Source organism: Embleya scabrispora, from assembly GCF_002024165.1.
Lineage (GTDB): Bacteria > Actinomycetota > Actinomycetes > Streptomycetales > Streptomycetaceae > Embleya > Embleya scabrispora_A.
In genome coordinates this window covers 1,178,636-1,193,506 of the sequence record NZ_MWQN01000002.1, presented here as the reverse complement: position 1 = coordinate 1,193,506, position 14,871 = coordinate 1,178,636, and the positions used below count along the sequence as shown (strand labels likewise).

General features: G+C 72.1%; 13 protein-coding genes. 2 read left to right on the top strand and 11 right to left on the bottom strand.

Annotated elements, in window-relative coordinates:
• Both B4N89_RS35590 and B4N89_RS35585 read right to left on the bottom strand, forming a co-directional pair.
• Positions 1–216 carry a DUF4287 domain-containing protein gene (locus B4N89_RS35590; RefSeq protein WP_078980578.1) on the bottom strand — a complete coding sequence of 72 codons (216 nt, stop codon included), beginning with the start codon at positions 214–216 and terminating at the stop codon, positions 1–3.
• 119 nt (positions 217–335) lie between these two features.
• Positions 336–1,571, bottom strand: coding sequence for a ricin-type beta-trefoil lectin domain protein (locus B4N89_RS35585; protein ID WP_235619104.1), 1,236 nt, complete (start codon positions 1,569–1,571; stop codon positions 336–338).
• A gap of 426 nt (positions 1,572–1,997) precedes the next feature.
• Here B4N89_RS35585 and B4N89_RS35580 point away from each other — a divergent pair, with 426 nt between their 5' ends.
• A complete protein-coding gene (locus tag B4N89_RS35580; RefSeq protein ID WP_078980576.1) occupies positions 1,998–3,731 on the top strand; it encodes a hypothetical protein in 1,734 nt (577 codons plus the stop codon).
• A gap of 99 nt (positions 3,732–3,830) precedes the next feature.
• Here B4N89_RS35580 and B4N89_RS35575 read toward each other — a convergent pair whose 3' ends face one another.
• The 9 genes from B4N89_RS35575 to B4N89_RS35535 form a co-directional block, all read right to left on the bottom strand.
• The gene (locus B4N89_RS35575; RefSeq protein ID WP_078980575.1) at positions 3,831–5,957 is read right to left on the bottom strand and encodes a tetratricopeptide repeat protein; all 2,127 of its coding nucleotides are present in this window, start codon (positions 5,955–5,957) and stop codon (positions 3,831–3,833) included.
• 288 nt (positions 5,958–6,245) lie between these two features.
• The gene (locus B4N89_RS51910) at positions 6,246–6,419 is read right to left on the bottom strand and encodes a hypothetical protein (RefSeq protein WP_235619103.1); all 174 of its coding nucleotides are present in this window, start codon (positions 6,417–6,419) and stop codon (positions 6,246–6,248) included.
• Positions 6,416–6,691, bottom strand: a complete 276-nt coding sequence (locus B4N89_RS51905; protein ID WP_078980573.1) for a hypothetical protein — start codon at positions 6,689–6,691, stop codon at positions 6,416–6,418. Before B4N89_RS51905 ends, B4N89_RS51910 begins: the two co-directional genes overlap by 4 nt.
• Before the next feature lie 43 nt (positions 6,692–6,734).
• Positions 6,735–7,928 (bottom strand): amidohydrolase family protein, encoded by a 1,194-nt coding sequence (locus tag B4N89_RS35560; protein WP_078980572.1) that lies wholly within the window; start codon positions 7,926–7,928, stop codon positions 6,735–6,737.
• Complete coding sequence (locus B4N89_RS35555) at positions 7,925–8,929, bottom strand: ABC transporter ATP-binding protein (protein ID WP_078980571.1); 1,005 nt, start codon at positions 8,927–8,929, stop codon at positions 7,925–7,927. Before B4N89_RS35555 ends, B4N89_RS35560 begins: the two co-directional genes overlap by 4 nt.
• Positions 8,926–9,996, bottom strand: a complete 1,071-nt coding sequence (locus tag B4N89_RS35550) for an ABC transporter ATP-binding protein (RefSeq protein WP_235619102.1) — start codon at positions 9,994–9,996, stop codon at positions 8,926–8,928. The genes B4N89_RS35555 and B4N89_RS35550 overlap by 4 nt, the downstream gene beginning before the upstream one ends.
• Before the next feature lie 17 nt (positions 9,997–10,013).
• Positions 10,014–10,934 (bottom strand): ABC transporter permease, encoded by a 921-nt coding sequence (locus tag B4N89_RS35545; RefSeq protein WP_078980570.1) that lies wholly within the window; start codon positions 10,932–10,934, stop codon positions 10,014–10,016.
• Complete coding sequence (locus tag B4N89_RS35540) at positions 10,931–11,926, bottom strand: ABC transporter permease (RefSeq protein ID WP_235619101.1); 996 nt, start codon at positions 11,924–11,926, stop codon at positions 10,931–10,933. The genes B4N89_RS35545 and B4N89_RS35540 overlap by 4 nt, the downstream gene beginning before the upstream one ends.
• A 109-nt stretch (positions 11,927–12,035) precedes the next feature.
• A complete protein-coding gene (locus tag B4N89_RS35535) occupies positions 12,036–13,706 on the bottom strand; it encodes an ABC transporter substrate-binding protein (RefSeq protein WP_235619100.1) in 1,671 nt (556 codons plus the stop codon).
• A gap of 488 nt (positions 13,707–14,194) precedes the next feature.
• Here B4N89_RS35535 and B4N89_RS35530 point away from each other — a divergent pair, with 488 nt between their 5' ends.
• On the top strand, positions 14,195–14,731 hold the full coding sequence (locus B4N89_RS35530; RefSeq protein ID WP_078980568.1) for a helix-turn-helix domain-containing protein: 537 nt from the start codon (positions 14,195–14,197) through the stop codon (positions 14,729–14,731).
• Positions 14,732–14,871: the final 140 nt, after the last annotated feature.

Here is a 14,871-nt window from a genome sequence, read left to right as displayed (position 1 = left end):
CTACCCGGCGGCCGGCTGCTCGGCGCGCACGTGGGCGACCAGTGCGTTGGCGTGGCCGTGGCCCAGGCCGTGCTCGGTCTTGAGCCAGGACACCAGTTCCATGTGCTTGGTCAGCGGCGAGGAGCGGACCAGGTCCAGCCACTCCTCGATGGGCCGACCGTACTTCTTCTCGATCGAGGGGAAATAGGTCGCCGGGCCCTTCGGCTTGTCACTCATGTCCGTATCCCTCACGCGATCGTTCCGATGTCGTCGAGGATAGGACCGCAGGGCCACCGCGAACTCATCGGGATCCCCCGGAGATCCAGGTCACACGTGAGCAACGCGCCCGGCGGCGGCTACTTCGGCACGGTCCAGAGTTGCCCCCGGCCCCGTCCCGGGGTGTTCAGGACCACCGCCCCGTCGTCGGTGGAGCCGGCGGCGGCGAGGTCCAGGGCCTTGCCGCTCGCGAGGTGGACCAGGCGTCCGCGCGCGTCGACCGCCCACTTCTGGGCGGCCGTGCCGTTGCAGTCGAACAGGTCGATCCCGTTGCCGTCGGCGGCACCGTTGCCCAGGTCGTCAAGGCATTTCCCCATCGCGCGCAGCGTGCCGTCCTTCTCCACGATCCAGGACTGCCCCACACCCCCGTCGCAGTCGCGGAGCCGGATCGGCGTGCCGTTCGCGGGCCGCCCGCCCGCCACGCCGAGGCATCGGCCGCCGAGCCCGGTCACCCTCCCCTGCGGCGGCACCGGCGCGCCGCCGGCCTCGGCGAGCGCCCGCAGGCCCTGGACGTCGAACTGCTGGACGTACTGGCCGGCCCGGGAGTCCTGGTAGCCGTTGGACACCGTGCACATCACCGGCGCCTCGCCCGAGTCGGCGCCCCGGACGCAGCCCCCGGGCGCGTCGTCCGCGTGTCCCAGGCCCAGGGTGTGACCCAGTTCGTGGCTGATGTGGTTGCGCATCCCGGCCTCGCCGAGGCGGGCGATCGGCTTGCCCTCGGCGGTGAAGAAGGACGTGTCGATATACGCGTGCCCGCCGGTCACCGTGTCCGGCACGCCGCGCGCGTGGAACCCGCAACTCCAGCCCGGAGTACCCGAACCGTCCGTGACCGCCCGCCACGCGCCGCCGTCGGCGGGCACCACGCACGGGCCGGCCAGCGCGCCGACCACGATCTCGCCCCTGCTCCGGGGATAGGCGTAGCCCGCCGGTTCGGGATCGACGGAGATCGACAGGCCGGTGATCCGGGCCAACTCGGCCGCCGACGCCCGGACATAGGGGCCCAACCACTCGGCGGCCCTGCGGTCGAGGAACCGGATCACGTACCCGTCGGCGAGCAGCCGGGTGGCTCCGCCCGACGCCCAGCCCGGCCCGGACACGGACCCGGAACCGGCGCCGGCGGCCCGGATCCGGGCCGAGCCCGGCGGCGGTGGTGCCGGATCGGGTGTTTCGCCTCCCGTCCGGGACCGCGCGGTCGGCGGCGGCGAGCCGTCCTGATCGCCGAACGCCGAACCGGACAGCGGCAGTCCGGCCACGATCAGCGCCACCGCGGCGAATCCGCCGGCCCATGTGACCCGGCGCGCACCCGAAGTCTTCACGTCCCCAACCCCCTGATCACCCAGTGTCATTGCTCGATGACACGCCGTACGCAGTCGATCGGGAAGCAACGGTACACGGCGCATTGCCTGAGAGATCCCTGTTTGGGAAAGGTCGTTCCCGCCGGACTCCTGCGCGTCACCGGGCGCCCGACGGCGCCACGAGTGCCGCCGACGCGCCGGGCCGTCCGGCGCTCCCCCGCGCAGGAAATCCGGCCGCTCCGCCGGAGGTTCACCTCGCTCGCGTGCCGAAGGGCACCCGCGCCTTCCGGCGAGGCCCCCGCGACCGAACCCGGCTCGGAGCCACCGATACCCGGCCGCCGGGGCGGGCCGGCTCGGCGTGGCGGGGTCCGGTGAGCCGGGGGCGCGGCGGACTTGGTTAGCATCGTGATCACCCGTCTTCACGCGCGTCGTCGCCCGGAGTGACCTTTGCTGGTATCCGATAGCCCCGAGGGTTCCCGCTGGGGCACCCTGCGGACCGACTTCGAAGTGCTCGCCGTCGTCCGCACGCTCACCTCGGCCACGCGTCTGCTCGATGTGCTTCCCCTGCTGCGTCCCGAGCACGGCATCCAGGTGTCGTTCACCATCAACCCCGGCTCGGCGTTCGCCGACGGACTGCCGGAATACCTGGGTTCGCTCGGTGTGCGGGTGTTGTCCTGGGCCGAGGCGACGAGTCGCCGCTTCGATCTCGCGGTGGCGGCGGCGGTCCACGCGGACATGCGGCACGTGGACGCGCCGCTGGTGGTGATGCCGCACGGGGCCGGGTACAACCGCCTGGTGCCGGCCTCGACGGGGGACGGCGAGTCGCCGGCGGGTTTGTCCCGGCGGGAGTTGACCCACGACGGGCGGGTGTTCCCGGCCGCGATCGGGTTGTCCCACGAGGAGCAGTGGGACTTGCTCGCCCGCACGTGCCCCGAGGCACTGCCGGTCTCGGTGGTGATCGGCGATCCGTGCTTCTCCCGAATCGTGCTCAGCCTGTCCCGGCGGCGCCGCTACCGGCAGCCGTTCGGCGCGTTGCACGGCCGGCGGCTGGTCGTGGTCAGCTCGACCTGGAGCGAACATTCGCTGCTGGGTCGGCATCCGGACCTGCCGCTGCGGCTGATCGGCGAGTTGCCGGCGGACGAGTTCGTGGTGGCGGTGGTGCTGCATCCGAACGTGTGGAACTATCACGGGCCGTTCAACGTGCGGGACCGGCTCCTGGCCGACGCGCTGGACGCCGGGTTGCTGATCGTGCCGCCGGAACGGGGCTGGCAGGCCGCGCTGATCGCCGCCGACTGGGTGGTCGGCGACCACGGTTCGGTCTCGTTCTACGGCGCGGGCCTGGACCGGGTGACGCTGCTCGCGGCGACCGGGGAGGGGGAGGTCGATCCGGCCTCGCCCACGGCCGCGTTCGCCCGGGAGGCGCCCCGGCTGGATCCCGACGGGGATCTGTACGCGCAGCTGCTGCGGACCGCCGAGGAGCACAAGCCGGGGGCGCTGCTCCCGATCACCGCGCGCTCGTTGGGGGCGGTCGACGAATCGCCGCGCCTGCTGCGGGATTTGCTCTACGCGCAGCTCGGCCTGCCGGCCTCCGCCGAGGAGCCGGTCGTACGGCCCGTCGCCGATCCGCGCCCGGAGTTCGGCCCCGGCCCCACCCGGTGGGATGTGACGGGTTCGGTGGTGATGGACGAGGCGACCGCTTCGGCGCGAGCGGCGGTGGCGACGGTGACGGTCCGGCGGTTCCCGGTGCTGCCCGGGCACGAGGAGGCGCGGGGCTTCTACGCGGTGACCGCCGACGAGGTGGACCTGCGGCACCGGGCCGGCGCGGAGGTGGTGGTACGCACGGACCCGTTCGCGGAACCGGCCGCGCCCGCGTGGGCGGCCGAGACGGCGGGCGAACTGCCGGGGCTGAGTGTGGCGGTGGCCGCACTGGACGAGGGCCGGCATCTGGTGCGCCTGCGCGGCGGGATCCTGCTGGAGGCGTCCGCCGTGCGCACGTGGGGAACGAACCGGCCGGAGCTGGACCCCGTGGTGCTCGGCTGCGCGCTGCACCTGTGGGCGATGGCCGGCGGCCGTCCCGCGACGCTGGGCGACGGCATCCGGATTCGCACGGGCGAGCGGGAGGTGGCGGTCGCGTTCACCACGGACTCCCGGGGGCCGGGACCGGGGCCGCGCCGGGGCTGATCGGCATCGCTGCGGCGGCGGTTCGGGGCGCGGCGGTTCGGGGCACGGCGGTTCGAAGCCCGGATCCGGTGCGGTCGCCGCTCCGGCCCGACCCGGCGCTCAGGCCCGATCGTTTCCCGCCTCCGGCGCGGGCACGCCCAGTTCGCGGTACAGCACGCCCAGACGGGCCCGACCGTGGTGCTCCAGGTCGACATCGCCCACGTGTACCGCCACCTCGACCAACGCCTCCAACGCCTGGGCCTCCTTGACGTGTTGCCCCAGCCTCGCGGCCGCCCGCACCGCCTCGGTCAGGCTCGCGACGGCCCGGTCCGTGGCACCCAGCGCGTGCAGGACCCGGCCGCGCACGATGGCGATCCTCGGCCGCATCGCCTCGTCGCCGGCCGCCTCGGCCGTGGCCAGCGCCTCGTCCAGCACCCGCAGTGCCTCGTCGGGCCGACCGGCGGCCAGCAGCGCCTGGCCGAGGTTGTAGCTCTGCACCACGATGCCGTGCGCGTCGCCGGCATTGGCCTCCCGGGCCCGGGTGAACGCACGCACCGCGTCCTCGGGACTCGACCGGGCGAGGTACAGCAGGCCCTGGGTCTCCCACACCACCCCGCTCAGGCGCGGGTCGGACACGATCGGCAACAGCTCCTCGGCCCGCCGCAGTTCCGTCTCGGCCCGCTCGTGGTCACGCAACTCGTGGAACGCGCGGGCGAGTTGGTTGCGCATACGGACCTCGGCGTCGGGTCGGCGCTCCCATTGCGCGGCCACGATGCCCAGTTGGTGGCTCTCGATCCAGTCGGCGTAGTGCTTGCGGCTGTGGTACAGCGCCCACAACGACTCGCACAGGCGCCACACCGCGTCGTGCCATCCCCGGCTCGCCGCCGCCCGCAGCACGGCGAGCAGGTCGGCGCGTTCGGCGTCCAGCCAGTCCAGCGCCTCGGCGCGCCCGGCGAACCGCGGAGCGACGGGCGTACCGGCCGATGCCGTGGTCGTACCGCCGCCGAGCCTGAGCCGGGAGCCGAGCACGAGACGGTCGGCGGCGTCGGCGGCGACCAGGTGATACGCCACGATGCGGCGCAGCGCCGCCTCCCGCTCCGGCTCCGGATCGCGCAGGGCGTGCCGCCGGGCGTGCAGGCGGGCCAGGTCGTGGAAGCGGTGGCGCTCCTCGCCGGTGCCCTCGGGGTCGATCTCCTCGACCAGGTGGGCGTCGACGAGTTCGTCCAGGTGTGCGGCGGCGTCGGGCTCGCCGGTCGCCGCCGCGGCGAGGGCCGGGGTGAAGGTGGGGCCGGGGTGGGCGGCGAGCAGGCGATACAGCCGTTGGGCCGCCGGCGAGAAGCTGTCGTAGACGGCGTCGAAGACCCGTTCCACGTGCACCCCCTCGTGGTTGGCCAGGGCGTCCAACCCGTGCTCCGCGTCGGCGAGTTCGGTCAGCACGCGGTCCACGCTCAGCCGCCGGCGCCGGATCAGGCGCGCGCCCACCGCGCGCAGCGCCAGCGGGAGCCCCCCGCACAGCCGGACCAGTTCGGCCAGTTCGCCGTCCGCCGCGCGGCCGTCGCCCAGCCAACGGCGGATCAGCAACGTCCCGGCCGGGACGCTCAGCGGGTCCAGGACCACCGCGCGGGCGCCGTCCAGGATCAGCCCGTCGATGCGGGTCCGGCTGGTGGCGATGACCATGCCGGAGGCGGGCAGCAGGGCGCGGACCTCCGCGGCGTGCCGGGCGTTGTCGAGGAACACGAGCAGTCGGCGATCGGCGGTCGCGGAGCGGAACGTGGCGGCGCGCCCGGCCAGGGTGGGCGGGATGTACGCCTCGTCGACGCCCAGGTCGCGCAGGAACGCGCCGAGCACGCTGCCGACGTCGATCGTGCCCTCGAACCGGCTCTGTCCGAGGTCGACATAGAGCTGTCCGTCGGGAAATCGGCCGGCGGCGCCTGCGGCCCAGTGGGCGGCGAGCGCGGTCTTGCCGACGCCGCCCAGACCGGTGAGGGCGACCACGCCGGGGCCCGGGCCGCGCAGTCCGGTGGCCAGGACCTCTTCGAGGGCGCGCAGTTCGGCGTCGCGGTTGACGAAGTCGCGATGCGAGGGCGGGATCTGTCGAGGGATCAGGCGCGTCGGCGCGGGTGCGAGGGCGACACCGCCGAAGTCGCGTCCGGGCCGCGCCCGATGGCCGTCCCCGTCGGCGAACCCGTTTCCGGGATTGCCGCCTTCGGTCGCCGCGTCCCGTGTGTCCTCGCCCCGATCGCCCACCCGATGTCTCCTCCGCACCGACCGGATCCGCCGACCCCAGGATGGCCGTTGCCGCGCCGATCCGACACCGGACACGCCCATTCCCGACCACCCGAATTCTCACCGGACCGCGAACGGCTCATGCCGGCGGGTGACCGAAGCGGCGTCGGCGCACGCCGAGGCATGCTCCTCGTGTCCGCGCGGATCGAGCGATCGCACACGTTGGCAAGCCCTGCCACGTCCCCCGCCGCGCGGACCGGCGCCGACGCCCCGGGACGGGCGGGGTCCGATCCGCCCGCCGGGTGTTCGCTACGCGAGGACGTCCTCGTGGTTGTGGACGACGAGCCAGCCCTGGGGGAAGCGGCGGGCCACGGCGGTGTTGCGGATGTGCTCGGAGGGCGGGACCGTGCCGTCGGCGGCGGGCGCGAAGTCGACGCGCAGGTTGTAGCGGGCGAGGGCGGTGTCGTCCCAGATGTCGATCACCTCGTCGCTCGCGTGGATCCCGGTGACCACCGGGGCGTCGGGGCCGACCGGGCGTTCGGCCCGGATGCGGTCCAGGTCGGCGCGGCCGAAGAGCAGTTCGGGGCGGCCGAGTCCCAGATGGTGGCCTCGGGGTGGATCCGGCGGTCGATCCGCTCCCGGTCGCCGGCCGTGAAGCCGGCGTAGATGTCGAGCAGGGCGCTCCACACGGCGGCGCGGTCCTCGGCCGACCCGGCGGGGCGGTAGGCGTCGCGGGAGGTGGAAGGGGTGGTCATGCGGGTCCTATCGGAGAGGGCGGGCGGGGCGGCACGCGGGAGGTCAGACCGGTACGTCCTCGCGGACGACCTCGCCCTCCAGCATCACGAAGGACATCCGGCCCATCGCGCCGAGGTCGCTCAGCGGGTCGCCGTCGACGGCGATCAGGTCGGCCGCGTAGCCGGGGGCGATCCGGCCGAGCCGGTCCTCGGCCCGGATCAGCCGGGCCGCGGTGACGGTGGCCGCCTGGAGCACGCGCAGGTTGTCCAGGCCGCCCTTGGCCATCAGGTACATCTCGTGCACGACGGCGGAGACCCCGTCGACCCGGTCGCCGGGCGGCACGTCGGTGCCGTTGACCACCTGTACGCCCGCCTCGACCGCGCGCCGGAAGCTCTCCTGGTGCGGCGCGATGGCGTTCTTGGCGTTGACGACGGAGCCCTCGTCGAAGTGGTTGTCCCGCATCCAGCCCAGCGAGTTGGTCACGCACAGCGTCGGGGTGACGAACGCTTCGCGCTCGGCGAGCAGGCGGGCGGTCTCCGCGTCGAGGGCGTAGATGTGCTCGAACGAGCGCACGCCCAATTCGACGGCCTGGCGGATCGCGGCGGACTCGCCGGCGTGCGCGACCACGTAGGCGCCGTGCTCGTCGGCGGCCTTGACCGTGGCGGCGATCTCCGCGTCGGTCATCTCGGCGTGTTCGAAGTCCTCGCCTTCGCGGGCCAGGCCGGAGTTGATGAAGATCTTGATGTGGTCGGCGCCGGCCTCGAGTTCGCCCACGGCGGCGTGGTAGAAGGCGTCCGCGCCCTTGACGTAGACGCAGTCCGAGCCCTCGCCGTGGCCGCCCGGCGTGGACAGCGCACGACCGGCGCCGAACACGCGCGGCGCGCGGATCCAGCCCCGGGCGCGCGCCTCGCGCAGCACGAAGTCGATCCGGTTCTGCTCGTGCACGCACCGCATCGTGGTGACCCCGGCGTGCAGCGCGTCGGCGGCCCGCTGTGCGGCGCGGAACGCGGTCAACTCGGCCGGTTCGTCCTCGCGCGTCTCGGAGAAGGGGAAGACGATCGACATGTGCGAGTGGCACGTGATCAGCCCGGGCAGCAGGTGCCGCCCGCCCAGGTCGTGGACGTCCGCGTCCGCCGGCGCGGCGGCGGCCACCTCGACGATGACGCCGTTGTCGATGTGCACACTGCGATCGCGCAGGACCTCGCCGGTGACGACGTCGACGACGTGACAGTTGGTCAACCACATGGGTGCGGTCACCCGACTTTCGTGAGAGCGGGAGCGAGGACCGAACAGGCGGCCCTGCGCTCCGGAAGGAATTCCACCAGTGCGGGTTCGTCGACCTCGCAGGCGTCGGTGGCGATCGGGCAGCGCGGGTGGAACCGGCAGCCTGTGGGCGGGAAGGCGGGGTCGGGGACGTCGCCGGGGAGGTCGACGGGCAACTCGCCGCTGCCGTCGGCGCGCGGCACCGCGGAGATCAGCGCCTTGCTGTACGGGTGGCGCGGGTCGTCCCACACCTGTGCGGTGGGACCGCTCTCGACCACGGTGCCCAGGTACATCACCGCGACGGTGTCGGCGATCTGCCGCACGATGGACAGGTCGTGCGAGATGAACAGCAGGCCGACGTTGCGTTCGCGGGCCAGGTCGAGCAACAGGTTGGCCACCGACGCCTGCGCGGAGGCGTCCAGGGCGGCGATCGGCTCGTCGGCGACGATGCACGACGGTTCCGCGGCCAACACCCGGGCGATGGCGATGCGTTGCCGCTGCCCACCGGAGAACTCGTGCGGGAAGCGGTCGACGAACTCGGCGGCCAAGCCGACGCGATCGAGCAGTTCGCGGGCCGTCTCGCGGCCGCGTTCGCGGGTGCCGCCGGCCAACACCACGGCGTCGGAGATCTGTTCACCGACCCGGCGGCGCGGGTTGAGCGAGGCGTAGGGGTCCTGGAAGACCATCTGCAGGCCGCGCTGGTCGCTCGGCCGAGGGCGCAGGCCCAGTGTGCCGACCGCCCGGCCGTTGAACGTGACCCGGCCGCCGGCGGGCTTGAGCAGCCCGACCGCGGCCTTGCCGAGGGTCGACTTGCCGCAGCCGGATTCGCCGACCAGACCGACCACCTGCCCCGGGGCCACCGCCAGACTCACCCCCGCCACCGCGCGCACCAGGGGGCGGCCCGGCGAGCGGTAGGTCACGGACAGATCGTGCAGCCGCAGGCCGACGTCCTTGCTGGTGACGGTGAGGTTGGACGTGGCGGAGAGCGCGGTCATGGGGTACCCACCTTCGAGGCGGTGACGGCCAGGGGGTCGATCGGGCAGGCCCCGGCGTGGGTGGGGGTCAGCGCGAGCAGGTTCGGCCGCTCCTCGGCGCACGCGGCCACGGCGTGCGGGCAGCGCGGGTGGAACGCGCAACCGCTGGGCGCCTGGCCGAGCTTGGGCGGCGAGCCGACGATCGGCACCAGCGCGGCGTTGCCCCCGTCCGGGTGCGGCAGCGCGTCCAACAGGCCCCGGGTGTACGGGTGTCGGGGTTCGCGCAGCACGTCGGCGCGCGGCCCGCTCTCCACGATGCGGCCCGCGTACATCACGCTGACCCGGTCGGCGAGGGCGGACATCACGCCGAGGTCGTGCGTGATGATCAGCACGGACAGGCCGTTCTCCCGGCGCAGTCGGTCCAGCAGGCGCAGGATGCCCGCCTGGACGGTGACGTCCAGGGCCGTGGTGGGCTCGTCGGCGAGCAGCAGCGCCGGGTCGCAGGCGAGCGCGATGGCGATCGCGATGCGCTGGCGCATGCCGCCGGAGAACTGGTGCGGGTAGCGGCCGAGCGCCCGTTCGGGGTCGGGGATGCGCACCGTGGTGAGCAGTTCCACCGCGCGCGCGTTGGCCGCGCGCTTGTCCAACTTCTTGTGGTGGCGCAGGTGTTCCGTGAGCTGCTTGCCGACGCTGAGCATCGGGTGCAGCGAGGTCATCGGGTCCTGGAAGACCATCGCGACCCGGTTGCCGCGCAGGTCGCGGACCTGACGCGGGGTCATCTTCAGTACGTCGTCGCCCTCGACGAGCATCTGTCCGGCGGCGGTGCCGCCCTGCGGCAGCAGGCCGAGCAGGGCGAGCGCGGTCATCGTCTTGCCGGAGCCGCTCTCACCGGCGAGGCCGACGATCTCGCCGCGCCCGACGGTCAGGTCGACGCCGTCGATGGCGCGCAGCGGACTCCCGTCGGGGCCGGGCAGTTCGACGACCAGATCGCGAATCGCCAACACGGGTTCCGCGCCGGGTATCGACTTCTCGTGTGCCGAAGCGTCGGGCGTCGAAGCGTCGGGCGTCGAAGCGGGGTTCTCGTTCATCTCCGTCACTTTCGGAGTCACTTTCGGATCGCCCGGGCCGTACGCGGGTCGAGCGCGTCGCGCAGGGTGTCGCCCAGGAAGTTGAAGGCGAGCACCGAGAGCAGGATGGCCGCGCCGGGGAAGACCGCGACCCACCACGCGTCGAAGTTCGCCGATCCGGCGTTGACCATGGCGCCCCACTCGGCGGCGGGCGGTTGCGCGCCCAGACCGAGGAAGGACAGTCCGGACAGCAGCAGCACCGCGTTGCCCAGGTCGAGCGCGGCGAGCACGGCGACCGGCCCGGCCAGGTTGGGCCGCAGGTCCACGGCGAGTACCCGCCATCCGGAGGCGCCCAGGAGTCGGTCGGCCTGGACGAAGTCCGATTGCCGCAGCGTCAGTACCAGGCCGCGCACCACGCGGGCGTAGGTCGGCCAGCTGACGATCACCACGGCGAGGACGGCGTTCGTCAGGTTCGGCCCGAGCGCGGCGACCACGGCCATGGCCAGGATGATCGCCGGGAAGGCGAGCACGAGGTCGGCGCAGCGCATGACGACCATGTCGATCCAGCCGCCGAAGTATCCGGCGACCGCGCCCAGGACGGTACCGATGACCATCGCCAGGACCACCAGGAGCAGTGCCAGCGGCAGCGAGATCCGGGTGCCGTGGATGACCCGGGACAGGATGTCGCGGCCGAGTTGGTCGGTGCCGAACCAGTGGTCCCCGGACGGGGATTGGTATTTCGGCCACTTCTGCGCGAGGGGGTCCTCGGGGGAGATCAGCGAGGCGAACACGGCGGCGATCAGGAAGACGCCGATGATGACGAGGCCGGTGACGGCCAACGGGCTGCGCCAGGGCGACTTCCCGGCGCGCCGGGGCTTGCGCCGGGGGGCGTCGTCGTCCGGGCTGAGGGTGCGGTCGGCTCCGAGCCGATCGCCGAGGAACAGGCGCGTGGCGTTCACGAGAGGCGAATCCTCGGGTCGATGACCCCGTAGAGCAGGTCCACGAGGAGGTTGATCACGACGTAGACGACCGCGACGAACAGGCAGACGCCCATGATGGACGGCAGGTCCAGGTTGAGCGCGCTCTTGTAGGCGTACTGGCCCAGCCCCGGCCAGGACAGCACGTTCTCGACGAGCACGGTGCCGGCGAGCATGCCGCCGAAGGTGAGGCCGGCGACGGTCAGGATCGAGGTGAGCGCGGGGCGCAGCACATGCCGACGGATGACCGTGCTCTCGGGAAGTCCCTTCGCCCGGGCGGCGCGCACGTAGTCGTTGCCGAGGGCTTCGAGCACGGCGGCGCGGGTGAAGCGGGTGAGCACGCCGATGTTGAAGGCGGCCAGGACGCAGGCGGGCAGGATCATCCGGGAGAAGGCCTCACCGAAGGTGCCGGTGTCGCCGACCAGGAGCGAGTCGAGCGTGTAGAGGCCGGTGATCTCGTCCGGGGGAATCGCGCCGGGCGAGAGCCGACCGCCGGCCTGGATCCAGCCGAGCTTGAACGAGAAGAGGTAGAAGGCGACCTGGGCGAGCCAGAAGACCGGCATGGACACGCCCGCGAGGCTGACCACGCGGATCACCCGGTCCGGCCACCCGTTGCGGGTGACGGCGGCGACGATACCCAAGCCGACGCCGATCACCAGGGCCAACACGATGGCGAACAGGGCGAGTTCGAGACTGGCGGGGATCTTGTCGCCCAGGTCGTCCCAGACCGCGCGGTGGGTCTGCTGGGAGGTGCCCATGTCGCCGTGCAGCAGGTTGCCCAGGTAGGTGAAGTACTGCGAGGGCAGCGAGTCGTTGAGCCCGTTCTTCTCCTTGAACGCGGCGACCGCGGCCGGGTCGTTCTGGGCCCGGTCGCCGAGGTTCGCGGCGACGGGGTCGCCGGGCACCGAGTGGGTCAGCACGAAGGCCAGGACCGTGATGCCGACGCACAGCAGCAGGCCGATGGACAGGCGCACCAGGACGAACCTGGCGAAGGGGTGGGAGCCGCGCGCGGCCCGGGGCCCGGGGGCCGCACCCCCGCTGGGGGATGCGGCCGCCGGGGAGGTGCCGGGTCGGGCGGTGGGGTCAGCCGAGCTTGTCGACATCGATGTACCAGATCGGGTTGTAGCGCAGGTTCTTGACCGAGTTGTTCGCGGCGATCACCTGGGCGGGCTGGAGCAGAGGCATGAAGGGGCCGGTCTTGTTCATCGACTCCTGCAGCTGCTTGTAGGCCGTGACGCGTTCCGCGTCGGAGGTGGCCGTCTTGGCCTTCTGCGCCAGGCCGGACACCTCGGGGTTGGCCTCGGCCTTCCAGCCGGCGCGCAGGCTGACCAGCTCGCCGGGGGTGAAGGCGAGGTAGTCGCTGGCGTCCGGGTAGTCGGCCTGCCACCACCAGAGGCCCATCGCCTCGGAGCCGTTGCGGTACGAGTCGAGCGCGGTCTGGGTGGGGGCCGGCTTGAGGTTGACGTTGATGCCGACCTCCTTGAGGTTGGCCTGCACCCGGGCGGCGAGGTCGCCGAAGTTGATGCCGTTGATCGTCACGTCGGACGCGTAGTACAGGTCGACGCTCGGGTTGTTCAGCCCGGCCTTGGCCAACGCGGCCTTGGCGCGCGGGACATCGCGCTGGATGGCCTTGCCCGGGTCGAGCGCGCCGGTGAAGAAGCTGGGCACGATGCCGGCCGCCTGGGCGGATCCGGCGCCGGCCACGTCCAACAGGCTCTTGTAGTCGAGGCCGTAGCGCACGGCCTCCTGGAAGTCCTTGTTGGAGGTCGTCGGCGAGATCGCGGGGTTGTCGTTGGTGAACAGGAACGCGGTGGTGGGCGTGGGCTGTTGCAGCACCTGGGCCTGGCCCTTGACCTTGACCGCCTGGTCGGGCGACATGTCGAGGGAGATCTGGCTCTCGCCGCTGAGCACGTTCAACTGCTGGGTGTTCGCGGGCACGTTGCGCACCACGACCTTGGCGTACTTGGGCTTGGCGCCCCAGTAGTTCTCGTTGCGGGTGAGGATGACCTCGGTGGACACGTCGTACTTGGTGATCTTGTACGGACCGCTGCCCTGCGAGTCGCCGTTGAGGAACTGCTCGGCCTTGTCGCCCTGGTCGGCGCCGGCCGCGTCGGAACCGCCGTGCGCGGCCACGGTCTTGGAGTTGACCACGCCGAGTGCCGGGGTCGCGATGCGGAAGGGCAGCGCGGGGTCGGCGGCCGCGGTGGTGAGCACCACCGTGTGCTCGTCCTTGGCGGTGGCGGTCACGCCGTCGAGCAGGAAGGCCGGGTTGCCCTTGAGGTTCTTGACCCGGTTGAAGGAGAAGACGACATCCTTCGCGGTGACCGGGGTGCCGTCGGAGAATTTGGCCTCCGAGCGCAGCGGGAAGGTGAAGGTCTTCGCGTCGGGCGAGGCCTCGTAGGAGGAGGCGAGCAGCGGCACGGGCTTGGTCACATCGCCGTTGGCGAAGGTGAGCAGCGTGTCGTAGACGGGCCGGGTGACCATGATGCCGGTGGGCTCGAAGGTGCGGCCCGGGTCGGCGGTCTTGAGGCTGAAGGAGGTGTCGACCACGAGGGTGCCTCCGCCGCCTCCGCCCTTGTCGTCGGTGTTCTTCTTCGCGCCGCCGCACGCGGCGAGCATCATGGCGGCGGCCACGGTGACCGCGACGGGCGCGGCGGCGCGTCGCACGGCCCGGCGGCGGGCGGATCTGCTGCCTGCCGACCTGCCCGCGGTCGTGCTGCCGCTGTTGTCCCCGATGGCTTGATTGCCCTGCATGGCGCACCTTTCTCAAGGCACCCGATCGGCCGATGACGGAACCGAGTGTTTGATCTGGCTGAACGGTGGGCTCGAAAGTAGGCGCGGGTCGAGGTGGCGGTCAATGACTTTTTTCCACATCTCGACATGTGGGACCAAAAATTTATGTTTGGTGATCAAGGATCCACATGGAGCGAGCATTCTCCGCTTTGATAACGCTTTGATGACTGCTCGACATCCGCTCGATGACTGCTCACAGGCGTTGTCGGGGACAAATGCCGACGGCGGCGAGCGGGGAGCGGCGAACCCGCTTTTCCCGACGCGTACTTCCCCCGCGGTACGTCGGGAGGGCGTGCTTCACCCCCACACCGAGCCAATCGATCTTGACGGGGGGTCGGCACCGTGCTTATCTTCGCCCCGAAGCGTTCAATCACGTTGAACAAGTCGATAGCACAAGCCAGGATCCACGAGTCGAGGGTACTCGGCAGCGAAGCGAACGGGATCGGACCATGCTGGGTGACCGACTGCGCGAACTACGGCAGGCGCACGATCTGACCTTGCGTCAGTTGGCCGCCGCAGCCGGTATTTCGGCGGGCATGCTCAGCCAGTTGGAGAACGGCGCCGCGGAACCGAGTCTGAGCACCTTGCGCAAGCTCGCCCGCGTTTTCGACACCTCCATCGCCACCCTGTTCGACGACCCCGACGTACCGCGCGTGGCTGTCACCACGCGTGAGCGGCGCATGCGGCTCGGTGCCGCCCGTCAGCACATCACCTACTCCAGGCTCACCCCCGGAACGGGCGATCTGGAAGTGCTGGAAGCGGACATCGAGCCGGGCCAGGCCTCCTCCGACGAGCCGTACAGCCATCCCTCCACGGAATGCGCCACGGTACTCGCCGGAGAACTCGACGTCGAGGTGGACGGTCGCGTCCACCACCTGCACGAGGGCGACGCGATCACGTTCGATTCGCGTCTGCCGCACCGGTTCGTCAACAACTCCGACGCCCCGGCACGGCTACTGGTCGCGGTCACGCCTCCGATGCCGTGAGGCACGGGTGCGCCCGGGGCACCGGGGCGAGGGTACTTCCCACGCCGTAGCGCGGCGGGCGGTCCCGGCGGGCCGGCGGTCGCGGGTACGCCCGTTGCCGTAGCGCGGCGGGGCTCTCGGGCCATCGCGACTTCGGGTGC